Source organism: Desemzia sp. FAM 23990, assembly GCF_045528485.1.
Lineage (GTDB): Bacteria > Bacillota > Bacilli > Lactobacillales > Carnobacteriaceae > Desemzia.
The window spans coordinates 1-13,902 of sequence record NZ_JBGQQW010000011.1; the positions used below are offsets into that span (position 1 = coordinate 1).

A 13,902-nucleotide genomic window follows, 5' to 3' on the forward strand; every position below is an offset into this window, starting at 1 on the left:
CCAAACCAGTTATAGGAGCTGGCATCCATTTGAATAAGCTCCCCCTGATATTTCTTTCTAGGACGGCTAGGGTGACTTTTTTCGGGTAACTCCATTTGATCTTCGGCTCTTGGAACCAGTGGGTTATCAGACTCTTTTTTACCTTTCATTGATTTAGATTTGATTCGAGCCTTTATTTTCTTACGTGTTTTTCTTTGAGTTTTAGGGGATAGAATATCAGCTTGATATAAAATATGACGAATGGTCGTATCGGTGTAACAGATGTCATGAACCTCCTTTAAAATTTCAGTAAAATGCTTCACATTAGGCTTTATCTTAAAACTTTGATAGAGCTCAATCACTTGTTTTTTTGTTTCCTTTGGCACGGCGTGCTTAGCTATTTTTCCTCTATTACCGTGTGAAAAAATAGCTTTTCCTCCTTCTTGATAGTCTTGAATTAATCTGTTGACTTGCCTCATCGAGAGCCCAAGTTCAACACAAGCTCTCTTTTTTTCCTTTCTTTTTTCTGCCACAGCTTTTATTACTTTATATTTCTTATCTTCATTCATCGTTAGTAGTATCCTTTTCATGATTTTATTTTATCATTTTGGGACATTTTATGTTTCGACCTACTTAGGACATTATCACGTTCGAACGATATATGAAGAATAAAATGTTGAAAAAACTTGCACCAAAACGATAAACGTGTTTTAATAGTTATGATATAAAAATCTTTGAGAAAGACACCAATAGAAGCGGCACGTTTTAAAGAGAGGGAAAGATTGCTGAGAATTTCCTAAAATGGACTTGTATTGACCACTTTCGAGAGCAGATGTGAACTTATAGTAGCATCATGCCGTTTAGCTAACGTTATATAGCCCAGAGAGCACAGATTAGTTGTGTGCTGAACTTGGGTGGAACCACGTAATTTGACGTCCCATTTATGATCCTTTTTCGATCATAAATGGGGCTTTTTGTTTTTTTTGATATTTTTAATGTACTTAAATTTATTTATTGGAGGAATTATCATGTCAGACAGTATTAAAGTAACATTCCCTGATGGAGCAGTAAAAGAGTTTGAATCAGGTGTAACAACAGAAGAAATCGCGGCAAGTATCAGCAAGAGTCTTTCTAAAAAAGGCTTAGCTGGGAAATTCAATGGGGAGTTAGTAGACTACAAACGTCCTTTGGAAGTAAATGGAAATATTGAGATCGTGACACCAGATCACGAAGATGCATTACAAATTTTGCGTCACTCAACAGCTCATTTGATGGCAAACGCATTGCGTCGCTTATACCCAGATATTAAATTTGGTGTGGGTCCAGCTATTTCTACAGGTTTTTATTATGATACAGATACGGAACAAGCCATCACAGAAGAAGATTTGCCAAAAATCGAAGCTGAAATGATGAAAATCGTGAAAGAAAACAACCCAATCGTGCGCAAACAAGTTTCACGCGAAGAAGCTTTGGACTTGTTTAGAGATGATCCTTATAAAGTAGAATTGATTACAGCACTTCCTGAAGATGATGTGATTACAGTTTATGACCAAGGCGATTTTGTTGACTTGTGTCGCGGAGTTCATGTTCCTTCAACTGGTCGTATTCAAGTCTTTAAATTATTGTCACTTGCGGGAGCCTATTGGAGAGGAAACTCTGATAATAAAATGATGCAACGGATTTACGGAACAGCATTCATTGATAAAAAAGATTTGAAAGAATTTTTACAAATGCGCGAAGAAGCGAAACAACGTGACCACCGTAAATTAGGGAAAGAATTAGACTTGTTTATGATTTCCCCAGAAGTTGGATCAGGACTTCCTTTCTGGTTGCCAAAAGGTGCGACCATCCGTCGTACGATTGAACGCTACATCACTGACCGTGAGATCAGCTTAGGCTATCAACACGTTTACACACCTATTATGGCTGATGTGAATTTGTACAAAACTTCAGGGCACTGGGATCACTACCATGAAGACATGTTCCCGCCAATGGACATGGGTGATGGAGAAATGCTTGTCTTGCGTCCAATGAACTGTCCACACCACATGATGGTATACAAAAATGATATTCATAGTTACCGTGAGTTACCGATCCGTATTGCTGAACTTGGTCAAATGCACCGCTATGAAAAGAGTGGAGCTTTATCAGGATTGCAACGTGTACGTGAAATGACATTGAATGATGGACATACATTTGTACGTCCTGATCAAATCCAAGACGAATTCAAACGCACTTTAGAATTGATGTTGGCTGTATATGATGACTTTGAGATCACTGATTTCCGTTTCCGGTTAAGTTACCGTGATCCTAATAATACAGATAAATATTTTGATGATGATGAGATGTGGAACAGAGCTCAAACAATGCTTAAAGCCGCTATGGATGATATGGAACTGGATTACTTCGAAGCAGAAGGAGAAGCAGCATTTTACGGTCCTAAATTAGATGTTTTAGTAAAAACAGCTATCGGAATCGAAGAAACTCTTTCAACGATCCAATTAGACTTCTTGCTTCCAGAACGTTTTGACTTAACTTATGTTGGGGAAGATGGCGAAAATAACCACCGTCCAGTTGTTATCCACCGTGGAATCGTATCTACAATGGAACGTTTTGTTGCTTACTTGATTGAAGAATACAAAGGAGCTTTTCCGACATGGTTAGCGCCAGTACAAGCAACAATTATTCCTGTAAACTTAGACTTGCATACAGGATATGCTTCTGAAATCAAAGAACGTATGCAACAATTAGGCATGAGAGTAGAGTTGGATGATCGCAACGAAAAAATGGGTTACAAGATCCGTGCGTCACAAACACAAAAAATCCCTTACCAAATCGTTGTAGGAGATAATGAAGTAAAAGACGAATCTGTAACTATTCGCAGATACGGAAATAAAGAAACTCATGTTCAAAGTCTGGAAGCTTTCTTACAAATGGTAAATGATGAAATCAAAACATTTGGGAAACAGACAAAATAAGTTATATAGATAGAAAATGGAAAAAGAAGTTCTTGGAGTTTTTTCAAGAACTTCTTTTTCCATTTTTCGATTCTACAACATTTGACGTTGGTAAGTAAAAACTACTGTCTTTTTAAATAGAATCTTTTAGAAACTCATTCTTAGAAATTCCTGGAGGGATATGGGACTGCTTAGGTTATTCTTTATCAAGGCGAATTTACCCTTGATGTTTAAACCTCATTCTTCATCAAGACAGTTTTACCCTTGATGTTCAAACCCATTTCTTCATCAAGGCGAGTTTTACTCTTGATGTTCATACCTTATTCTTCATCAAGGCGAATTTACTCTTGATGTTCAAACCTAATTCTTCATCAAGGCGAATTTACCCTTGATGTTTAAACCTCATTCTTCATCAAGACAGTTTTACCCTTGATGTTCAAACCTCATTCTTCATCAAGGCGAATTTACCCTTGATGTTTAAACCTCATTCTTCATCAAGACAGTTTTACCCTTGATGTTCAAACCTCATTCTTCATCAAGGCGAGTTTACTCTTGATGTTCAAACCGCATTCTTCATCAAGGCGAATTTACCCTTGATGTTTAAACCTCATTCTTCATCAAACTCAGCTTACCCTTGATGTTCAAACCGCATTCTTCATCAAGACAGTTTTACTCTTGATGTTTAAACCTCATTCTTCATCAAGGCGAATTTACCCTTGATGTTTAAACCTCATTCTTCATCAAGGCAGTTTTACCCTTGATGTTCAAACCTCATTCTTCATCAAGGCGAATTTACCCTTGATGTTTAAACCTCATTCTTCATCAAGCTCAGCTTACGCTTGATGTTCAAACCGCATTCTTCATCAAGGCAGTTTTACCCTTGATGTTCAAACCTCATTCTTCATCAAGGCAAGTTTACTCTTGATGTTCAAATCCTATCTTCACTTCACTATACTTTGCCGTAAAAAAAATGCCCACCAAAAAACTAGATTTTTACTCTAACTTTTTGAGGTCGCTACCTCCCATGGCTTTCCATAAGGAACCTCATAGGTCGGAGGAAATTTCTTTACCAATGCTAGAAGATGAAGAGCTCATTTTTCAACTATAAGATAGTTAAGAAGCAGCTATAAGAAAAGTAAGTGAAATAATTAACTTACTTTTTAGAAGGAGTTTAGTATTGCTTTTGCATTATGAAACTTGCTAAACTATTTTAAATAGGTAGTGCTGATCAAAAATTGTGTAGACAAATGATGGTTCGGAAATTGAATAAATAAAGTGACGAGAAGGAAAGTAAATATAAAAGACGTGTACAGAAAATCTGAGATGCTGAGAGCAGATAACCCCTTTTATATTGAAGTGCACCTTTGAACTGGTTGATTGAGAGGGGAAAACCTTAGATCGGCACGGTCATAGCATCCGTTATTGTGCTGGGGTATTGGAGACAATACTCATTCGGTTGGAAAAAAACTAACTGAAAACCAAGGTGGAACAGCGTAAATAAATCGTCCTTGCACAACGAAGAGTGCTTGGCGTTTTTTTTTATCACTTAGTTTAGGTCTTTTTTGGATCAACAGTAGAAATAGGCACCCATAAAACTGGGATTTTAGGAGGAAATGCATGATCAATCTGAGAGGCATTGAGAAATCATTTGATGGAAACAAAGTGTTAAAAGGCATCGACCTTGAGATTAAATCAGGTGAAGTAGTCGCTTTAATCGGACCAAGCGGAACGGGGAAAACCACACTATTGCGAACCATCAATTTTTTAGAAAAAGCAGATAAAGGGTCTATTACAATTGATGAGTTGACCATTGATAATGAGCAAGTGTCGGAAAAAGATATCATTCAAATGAGAAGACAAACGGCCATGGTTTTCCAAAATTACAACTTGTTTCGCAACAAAACGATATTGGAAAATGTGATGGAAGGGCTCGTAGTGGTTCAGAAGAAGTCGAAAGAAGAAGCTAAAAAAATTGCACGTCAGGAAATTGAACGTGTAGGCTTACTCGATAAAGTAGATCAATATCCAGTCGAACTTTCTGGAGGACAGCAGCAGCGGATCGGAATTGCTCGAGCCATGGCATTGCATCCAAAAGTTATGCTGCTGGACGAACCAACTTCCTCATTAGACCCTGAAAGATCTCTAGAGGTTTTAAAAGTGTTGCAGAAAGTAGCCAAGACAGGTATGACTATGGTAATTGCTACTCATGAAATGGACTTTGCCAAGTATGTGTCCAATCATGTTGTCTTTATGGAAAACGGCTATGTTGTAGAAGAAGGACCACCAGAGAAAATTTTCAGCCATCCGACAGAAGAGAGAACTAAACAATTTGTTCAAGAATTGGAAAACCCCTTTTCTGAACAGGTGTAACAGAATCATTCATTAAAAAAGGAGTGGACAAGATGTTTAAAAAATTAACAGGTTTAGCGATTATGTCTACCGCATTAGTCTTAGCAGCATGCGGAAACGAAGATACTGGTAATGAATCACCAGCTGATGGAAGTGCGACAACAGTTACGGTAGCGGTTGAAAATGCTTCTAATCCTTTGAGTTTTACAAATGAAAGTGGAGAATTAGACGGTTATGAAGTAGAATTGATCAATATGCTTGATGAAGCTATTGATTCTTATGAATTTAACATCGAAAGTGTAGACGCGGAAGCAGCACAAGTTGGTGTGGATACAGGGAAATATGCATTTATTGGTGGAGGATTATTTAAAAATCCAGAGAGAGAAGAAATGTATCTTTTCCCTGACGAGTATACGGGAGTCAGTATTATTCGAATCTATACAAGAGCCGATGATGATTCAATCCAAACACTGGATGACTTAGTAGGAAAAACCGTTCATCCGGTCACTCCTAATGGTGGGATTTTTAATTTGCTGACAGACTACAACGAAGCTCATCCAGAGGCTCAAATTGACATCCAATTAGGTGAAAGTGGCAACTTTGCACAAAGATTCCAAGCGTTGAATGATGGAGTTTCTGACGCTGTAGTTATGCCGTCTAATCTTGGAGCAGAAGAGATCATTACAGAATTGAATTTAAATGTATCGCATGTAGAAGAACCCGTTCAAGTCAATCCAACTTACTTGATGATGGCTCAAGATCAAGCAGAGTTAAAAACAGAGTTGGATAAAGCAATCAGCGAACTTCGTGAAAATGGAGAATTAGCTGCTCTATCTGAAAAATGGTACGGAGAAGATATGTTCCAATACGAAATTACAGAATAAGATAAGACCTTTATTAAGTAAATGCATCCTATAATGCCTCCATTTGTTAGTCAACAAAGGAGGTATTATAGTTTGTACGCTGAAATCACCATAGAATTTTTCCTAACGAGGAGGGATACGATGGATCTGGAATTCATCACGAATATTTTCCCGTCATTAATCGAAACATTACCATTAACTATTTACATTGTTAGCGTGACAGCTGTTTTAGGCTTTTTATTGGCAGTAGTTGTGACAGCATTGCGGATTAAAAAGATGCCTGTTATCAGTCAATTGCTGAATATGTATACATCATTTATGAGAAGTACACCTGGGTTGATTCACATTTTTATTGTGTATTATGGTTTGCCAGTTTTATTTGCGAGCATTGGAATCAACATCAATGTTATCAGCAGAGTCACTTTTTCTATTGTTGCATTAGTTCTTTATAATGGCGCATTTGTTTCTGAAATTTTGCGCCCAAGTTATTTGGCTATACCCAAAGCTCAACATGAAGCAGCTATCAGTGTCGGAATGACCAATTGGCAAAAACTGACACGGATTATTTTTCCGCAGGTACTGCCGATTGCATTACCAAGTTTGGGGAACGCATTGATTGATTTACTAAAGGATACGTCTTTATTGTTTCTCATCGGATTGGTGGATATTATGGGGCAAGCAGACATTATCATCGCCAATACGCTGGGTGTTTACCAACTGGAAGTGTACGTAGCAGTAGCACTGATTTATTGGGCTTTATCGGTTGTTTTGGAGCAAGTCATGCGTCTATTAGAAAAGAAAACTAGAAAATTTGTGCGTTAAGGAGGGACTTTTATGAATTTTGATGTCCAAACTATGATTGAAACCATCTTCATTGTCTTTCGAGTAGTCCCTCGTACAATGTTCATCGCGTTCATCATATTGGTCTTAGGAATTGTATTTGGTGGGATATTGGCTTTCGTGAAGATGAAACGTGTGCCGGTGTTGACTCAAATCATCAATGTATTTATTTCCTATACGCGTGGAGTACCGTTGATTGTGCATTTATTTGTGATCAACGCCAGTTTGCCGGATGGGATAAGTACTTTATTAGGCTATGCAGGGATTCAGATGGAACCACACGAATTCCCCAGTCTGATTATAGTGTTGTTTACGTACGTCTTTTTAGAGGCTGCTATTGAATCCGAGAACATCCGTGGGGCATTCCAGTCTATTGACCCCATGCAAATTGAAGCCGGAATGTCGATAGGTTTTACACGGCAGCAAAATTTAAAAAGAGTTATCGTGCCACAAGCTTTGGCAGTAGCATTGCCGATGTTCTTAAATGCTTTTTTAAAAATCATTAAAGCTCTATCATTGGCTTTTACTGTAGTAGCTGTAGACATTATGGCGCAATCGCGTTACGCAGCTGCATTAAGTTCACGTTATTTGGAATCATATGTTGCAGCCGCTCTCGTGTATTGGCTCATATGCGGCGTGTTATTAGTTGTTTTCAACCGTATCGAGAAACGGTTACAGGTAGGAAGAGCGCGTTAAGCAGAAAGGGGCAGCAGTAGTGCATAAAGTAGAAAAAATTCAACAAGCAATTAAAGGGGAGCAGCTTCCTGAAGTACCTTTTTCGTTTTGGACACATATGCCAAAAATTGATCGAGACCCGGAGAAAATTGCCGAAGCCACTTATCAACTATATAAAGAGTACAACTTAGATTTTATCAAAACAATGAACAATGGCATGTATGCCGTAGAAGATTATGGTACGACTATTGATTTTTCTGAGGTAGCTGAAGGTGGAGTGGCGGAAGTGATTGAAACTCCTGTTCGTTGCTACAGCGATTGGAGTAAAATACCTGAATTGTCTATTGACGAAGGAGTTTTAAAACGTGAACTAGATCATTTGGAAAAATTAGTAGAAAAAATGAATGGTGAAGCTCCAGTTGTCATGACTATTTTCAGTCCATTGACAACCGCTGACAAATTAGCGCAAGGTAAAATCAGCGACTATTTAAAACAAGACCAAGATGGTTTGATCCATCAAGCGCTAGAAAAAATTACGGCAGCGACTGCAAAGTTAGCAGAAAGAGCTGTTGAAATGGGGGCAGCAGGCATTTATTTAGCCAGTCAAATGAGCTCTTATGACAAATTGTCTGAAGCGGTATATAAGCAATATGGTGTTCCTTATGATTTAAAGGTTCTGGAAGGAGCTAAAGACGGTTGGTTCAACGCCCTTCATGCTCATGGAGAGAATATTATGTTTGATGTATTGAAAGATTACCCAGTAGAAGTCTTTAACTTGCATGCTTGGGAAACTCTTCCTGCTGTACAAGAAGGTATCGACTTTACGCAAAAATGCGTGTTAGGCGGTATTGCGCGAATGGACATCACTCACAATAATCGCAACGAATCGCGTCATCAGATTTACTGCAGTATTCTAGAGTCGGAAGGCAAAAACTTAATCTTGTCGCCGGGTTGCGGTATTCGTCATCCATTTGAGGAAGATACCATCCGTTTCATGCAAAAAGTCAAACATGAAGCGGAACAGGTGCTTTCAAAAAAGAATAATAACTTGTTGACAAGAAACTGAGAAAATGGTAAGATATAGAAGTTGAGAAAACAAAGCAGGAGCACCCGCTTCTCGCCTTAGCTGACGTAAAGTCTCTGGGCTGGATATAAACGAAGATGTCTTACGCACGGCGTAAGTACGTATTTATTTATAGGCGGGTTCATGATGAACTCGTCTATTTTTCTGCTGATCTTTCTCTCAAATTTTACGGAGGTGAATGACCATAGCAAAAGATAGTATGGTAAATGACGGCATTCGTGCACGCGAATTGCGAGTTATCGGTAGTGATGGTGAACAAATTGGTGTGAAGTCAAAAAGTGAAGCATTAAAGATTGCCGAAGACGCAAACCTAGATTTAGTTTTAGTGTCTCCAAACGCGAAACCACCTGTTGCTCGTATCATGGATCATGGTAAATACCAATACGAACAACAAAAAAGAGAACGCGAAGCTCGTAAGAATCAAAAAACAATCAGTGTAAAAGAAGTTCGTTTGAGTCCAACAATCGATATTGGTGACTTTAACACGAAACTTCGTAACGCACGCAAGTTCTTAGAAAAAGGGGATAAAGTAAAAGCTTCTATCCGTTTCAAAGGACGTGCTATTACACATAAAGAAATCGGTAAAGAAGTTCTTGACCGTTTCTATAAAGAAGTAGCTGATATCGCTGTTCTTGAGACAGCAGCTAAAATGGAAGGCCGCAGCATGTTTATGATGGTGGCACCAAAAACTACAGAAAAGTAAGAAGATTTTAGGAGGATATACACATGCCAAAACAAAAAACACACCGTGGTTCTGCAAAACGGTTCAAAAGAACAGGTAATGGCGGTTTAAAACGTCATCACGCAAAAACGAGCCATATGTTTGCTCACAAAACTAAGAAACAAAAACGTAAATTACGTAAATCAGCAATGGTTTCAAAAGGCGATTTCAAACGTATTCGTCAAATGGTTTCACAAATGAAATAATTCTTTTTTTAAAGAGACTATGTTTTTCAGTCGAAAGAAAAACAACTAACTTACAATTTTGTTAAGCAATTTCTAAAGGAATTTGCTTAGAGGAGGAAATTATTATGCCACGTGTAAAAGGTGGATCAGTTACGCGCCAACGCCGTAAAAAAGTTTTAAAATTAGCAAAAGGTTACTATGGTTCAAAAAATACTTTGTTCAAAGTAGCTAACCAACAAGTAATGAAATCTTACCAATATGCTTACAGAGACCGTCGTCAAAAGAAACGTGACTTCCGTAAATTATGGATCGCTCGTATCAACGCAGCTGCTCGTATGAACAACATGAGCTACAGCACATTGATGCACGGACTTAAAGTTGCTGGTATTGATATCAACCGTAAAATGTTATCAGATATCGCTATTCACGATGCAGCAGCATTCACTGCTTTGACTGAACAAGCTAAAACAGCATTGAACAAATAATTATAGATACTTAAAGCATCTTCTTAATTGAGGGTGCTTTTTTTGTTCTTCATTTTCTAGCATTGGTGAAGAAATGTATTTTCTACTTATCAACGCCAAATATTGTAGTGCTTATTTTTTATTAGATCTAAATTTGTATAAGAATTTTGACTTGATAAAAGAGAATTCTTTCATGAAAAGGTTGTTCTAGTCAATAAATCATTGTAAGCATAAAAATTTGATGCTAATATCAAATAAGAAGAAACACTAAAATGGCTTTAAAAATCAGGGAGATTAAGAAATGAAACATAAAAAGCACACCATAAAATTAGCTGGAGCATTATTAACGACACTATTTTTCTTAGGAGCTTGCCAGAACGAAGCTGGAAACCCTTATTTGACAGAAGAATATACAGAAAGACAAAGTAGTCAGAATGTTTTAAATTTGACAGAGACTTCTGAGATACCGACTATGGATTCGGTGTTGCAAAGAGATATGGTCAGCGGGAATGTGATGAACAATGTGTTTGAAGGATTGTATCGTCAAGCTGAAGAAGGCAAAATTGTTTTAGGTATGGCGTCTGAAGAGCCAATAGTTAGTGAGGATGGACTGACTTATACATTCACAATAAGAGAAAATGCGCTTTGGTCTAATGGCGATCCAGTTACCGCGAAAGACTTTGTTTTTTCATGGCGACGATTGGTCGATCCTGAAACAAACGCATTGGGAACTCATTTGATTGAAGATATCGTCCAGAATGCAAGTGAGATCTTAGCAGGTGAGTTAAATCCCGAAGAACTAGGTGTAACAGCTCTAGATGATAAAACATTGGAAGTTCAATTGGTAAAACCGATCACTTATTTTAGTAACTTGCTGACACTTCCTGTCTTTTTTCCTCAAAACGAGCAATTCGTTACGGAGATGGGATATGATTATGCAACTTCTAGTGAAACCTTACTGTATAATGGTCCGTTTACACTAACTGAATGGGATGGTACAGGATTAAGTTGGATCTATCAAAAGAACGAACAATATTGGGACAAAAATGCTGTTCCTTTGAATACGATTAATGTGGATGTGATAAAAGAAACGTATACGGCTATAAATTTATACAACAACGATTTAGTAGATCAAATCATGTTGACTGGCGAATTTATTGAGTTGGAAAAAAATCATTCTGAGCTAGCCTATATCCCAACATCATCTGTGTATTACTTGAAGTTTAATCAAGAAAAGAATGGTGAACCTACTCCTCTTACAAACGAGAATATCCGTCAGGCAATCGCTAAAGCCATTGATAAGACTGGATTTGTGGATGAAGTGCTGCAAAATGGTTCGATCGAGGCTGATGGTCTAGTACCAGAAGGATTTGCGTTTAATCCTGAAGACGGGACAGATTTTAGAAAAGAAAGCGGACATTTGCTTTCCTATAATATGCAAGAAGCAGCGGCTCACTTTAAAGCAGGTTTAGAAGAACTAGGTGTAGACAGTGTTTCGTTGGAAATTATTGGAGATGATACGCAAATTGGACGTGAATCATTGGCTTACTTGCAAAACAATTTAATGAATGCCTTACCTGGGTTGGAAATCACGATTTCAAATAAACCTTTTTATGCCCGTTTAGTTGCAGATGAAGAACAAAACTACGATATTCAATTAGCAGGATGGGGAGCTGACTATGCTGACCCAATCAATTTTTTAGGATTATTTACAACTGGCAATGGAAATAATAAAACTGGGTTTTCAAGCGAATACTATGATTCGTTGATCGAAAAGGCAGAAAACGGCGAGACAGATGAAAATGAACGCTGGGATTTATTACTGCAGGCAGAAGAAGCATTAATGAAAGAAGCGGTTATTGCTCCTGTTTATCAAGAATATAAAGCTGTCTTACAAAAAGAAAAAGTAAAAGGGATCATCTCGCATCCTGTCGGCGCAGAATATACTTATAAATGGGCTGATATCAATGGCGAATGAGCACATGATCGAGTCTGCTAAATTCATCCTTTAGTCTGATTGTTTATCGGTTGAAAAGCTTTATACTAGAAAATGTAGTAGAGAAGACAACGATCACTCTTGTTGCCTACTATAAATTCTATGAGCAAAGGACAATGTTATCATGAAAGTAAGAAAGAAATCTATAAAAACACCGATTGGTAAAATCAAGTCACTATGTCTGGCGATGTTTAATTCTAATGTAAAAGGCAAAAAGAAATTGGCAGTTATAGGGATCATACTCTATATTATCAGCCCAATTGACTTGATACCTGACTTTGTTCCTCTAGCAGGTTATGCAGACGACATCCTCTTACCGATTTTATTTTTAGTGGTAGAGCGTATTCTTAATGATGGTGCAGAAAAAGGGAACTTCAGTACTATGAAAGAAGCCGAAAAAGTATAAAACAACTATGGATCCAAAAAGGTGGTTCTCTGTAACAAGAGAGACCTTTTTTGGATTATTTTTTTGTGCTGTAAAAGAATGATAACAGAATGGAAATAAAACTACATAAATGAATAGTATTTAACCAAAAGGAAAAAATCCATGATATAATAAGATGGACTATTTAAAAAATGGACGGAGGTCGTAGATTTGGAGAAAGATGAATTCAATTTTTTAAAAGAACTGACGGATGCTAAGGGAGTTCCTGGAAACGAAGGACAAGTTCGTAAGGTTTTTAATAAATATGCCGATCCTCTAGCAGATAACATTACATATGATGGGTTGGGCAGTATCGTTGCCAAAAAGATTGGAGACCAGAATGGTCCTAAAGTTCTATTTGCGAGCCATTTGGATGAAGTTGGCTTTATGGTAACCTCCATAACAGAAGCTGGTTTTATTAAATTTACGCCACTAGGTGGTTGGTGGGCAAATGTCATGTTAGCTCAACAAGTTGAAATCACTACTTCTTCAAATAAAGTAATCCATGGAGTAACAGGCTGTAAACCACCACATGTATTAACCAAAGAAATTCGCGAGAAGGCTTATGATATTCAAGATATGTTTATCGATATAGGGGCTTCAAGTAAAGAAGAAGTTCTTTCTTGGGGAGTTAAACCTGGTGATATGATTACCCCTTATACTGAATTCAGAAGATTGAACGATTCGAAATTTATTTTGGCTAAAGCATGGGACAACCGGATCGGCACAGCTGTTACATTAAAGGTATTGGAAAATTTAAAAGAATCTGAGCATCCGAATATAGCCTATGGAGTCGGAAATGTTCAAGAAGAAGTGGGGCTGCGTGGAGCAAAAACAGCTACTCATTTAGTGAATCCAGATATCGCCTTTGCACTGGATACAGGTACAGCAGGAGATACCCCGGGGATGACGCCAAAAGAAGCTGATTCAAAACTTGGTGAAGGTCCGCAAATTATTTTGTATGATGCATCAATGGTTGCACATAAAGGATTGCGGGATTTTGTCATAGGGATAGCAGAAGAAATGGAAATACCTTATCAACTGACTGTGATTACAGGAGGAGGAACAGATGCAGGCAGCCAGCACGTATCTCGTAATGGCATACCAGCATTGGCGATAACTGTTGCCGTACGCTATTTGCATTCGCACACTTCTGTCATTCATGAAGAAGATTATTTAAATACCGTCAAACTAGTAACCGAAGTGATTAAACGATTAGATTGGGATACAGTGAATAAAATTAAGTTTGACTAAAAAGTCATCACAGATAATTCTATAAGAAAAATATAGAATCGTTTAGCTAAGACTCTTTTATTTCTTACTACATCTGATGAAGTACTGGTTAAGAAAAACTTAGGAGGATCA

Annotated in this window: 13 protein-coding genes and 2 other annotated features; of the genes, 12 read left to right on the top strand and 1 reads right to left on the bottom strand. The window is 37.7% G+C overall.

The features are described from left to right. Positions 1 to 548: helix-turn-helix domain-containing protein (locus ACEN4I_RS05880; protein ID WP_407127654.1), on the bottom strand; the 548-nt coding region annotated here is incomplete at its 3' end. A gap of 156 nt (positions 549 to 704) precedes the next feature. Beyond that, positions 705 to 922, top strand: a binding site (T-box leader). A gap of 85 nt (positions 923 to 1,007) precedes the next feature. On the opposite strand from ACEN4I_RS05880, the gene thrS reads away from it, so the two are divergent. The 12 genes from thrS (at position 1,008) to ACEN4I_RS05940 (ending at position 13,791) form a co-directional block, all read left to right on the top strand. Beyond that, the gene (gene thrS / locus ACEN4I_RS05885) at positions 1,008 to 2,957 is read left to right on the top strand and encodes a threonine--tRNA ligase (RefSeq protein ID WP_407102514.1); all 1,950 of its coding nucleotides are present in this window, start codon (positions 1,008 to 1,010) and stop codon (positions 2,955 to 2,957) included. Positions 2,958 to 4,553: 1,596 nt separating this feature from the next. Beyond that, positions 4,554 to 5,306 carry an amino acid ABC transporter ATP-binding protein gene (locus ACEN4I_RS05890; RefSeq protein WP_407095747.1) on the top strand — a complete coding sequence of 251 codons (753 nt, stop codon included), beginning with the start codon at positions 4,554 to 4,556 and terminating at the stop codon, positions 5,304 to 5,306. A 32-nt stretch (positions 5,307 to 5,338) separates the two neighbouring features. Continuing rightward, positions 5,339 to 6,169 carry a transporter substrate-binding domain-containing protein gene (locus tag ACEN4I_RS05895; RefSeq protein ID WP_407102513.1) on the top strand — a complete coding sequence of 277 codons (831 nt, stop codon included), beginning with the start codon at positions 5,339 to 5,341 and terminating at the stop codon, positions 6,167 to 6,169. A gap of 120 nt (positions 6,170 to 6,289) precedes the next feature. Continuing rightward, on the top strand, positions 6,290 to 6,970 hold the full coding sequence (locus ACEN4I_RS05900) for an amino acid ABC transporter permease (protein WP_407095749.1): 681 nt from the start codon (positions 6,290 to 6,292) through the stop codon (positions 6,968 to 6,970). Between the two features lie 12 nt (positions 6,971 to 6,982). Further along, positions 6,983 to 7,684, top strand: a complete 702-nt coding sequence (locus tag ACEN4I_RS05905) for an amino acid ABC transporter permease (RefSeq protein WP_407102512.1) — start codon at positions 6,983 to 6,985, stop codon at positions 7,682 to 7,684. A 19-nt stretch (positions 7,685 to 7,703) separates the two neighbouring features. Continuing rightward, positions 7,704 to 8,729, top strand: coding sequence for a uroporphyrinogen decarboxylase family protein (locus ACEN4I_RS05910; RefSeq protein ID WP_407102511.1), 1,026 nt, complete (start codon positions 7,704 to 7,706; stop codon positions 8,727 to 8,729). Between the two features lie 26 nt (positions 8,730 to 8,755). Next, positions 8,756 to 8,897: a sequence feature (ribosomal protein L20 leader region), on the top strand. 28 nt (positions 8,898 to 8,925) lie between these two features. Then, positions 8,926 to 9,450 (top strand): translation initiation factor IF-3, encoded by a 525-nt coding sequence (infC, locus tag ACEN4I_RS05915; protein ID WP_407095752.1) that lies wholly within the window; start codon positions 8,926 to 8,928, stop codon positions 9,448 to 9,450. Positions 9,451 to 9,473: 23 nt separating this feature from the next. After that, entirely contained in the window at positions 9,474 to 9,674 is a 201-nt protein-coding gene (rpmI, locus tag ACEN4I_RS05920) for a 50S ribosomal protein L35 (protein WP_407095753.1), read from the top strand. Positions 9,675 to 9,778: 104 nt separating this feature from the next. Beyond that, a complete protein-coding gene (gene rplT / locus ACEN4I_RS05925) occupies positions 9,779 to 10,138 on the top strand; it encodes a 50S ribosomal protein L20 (RefSeq protein WP_407102510.1) in 360 nt (119 codons plus the stop codon). 280 nt (positions 10,139 to 10,418) lie between these two features. Further along, positions 10,419 to 12,095, top strand: coding sequence for a peptide ABC transporter substrate-binding protein (locus tag ACEN4I_RS05930; RefSeq protein ID WP_407102509.1), 1,677 nt, complete (start codon positions 10,419 to 10,421; stop codon positions 12,093 to 12,095). Between the two features lie 142 nt (positions 12,096 to 12,237). After that, positions 12,238 to 12,519: a YkvA family protein gene (locus ACEN4I_RS05935; RefSeq protein ID WP_407102508.1), complete on the top strand. Its 282-nt coding sequence runs from the start codon at positions 12,238 to 12,240 to the stop codon at positions 12,517 to 12,519. Positions 12,520 to 12,708: 189 nt separating this feature from the next. Next, the gene (locus ACEN4I_RS05940) at positions 12,709 to 13,791 is read left to right on the top strand and encodes a M42 family metallopeptidase (RefSeq protein WP_407102507.1); all 1,083 of its coding nucleotides are present in this window, start codon (positions 12,709 to 12,711) and stop codon (positions 13,789 to 13,791) included. Positions 13,792 to 13,902 lie beyond the last annotated feature (111 nt).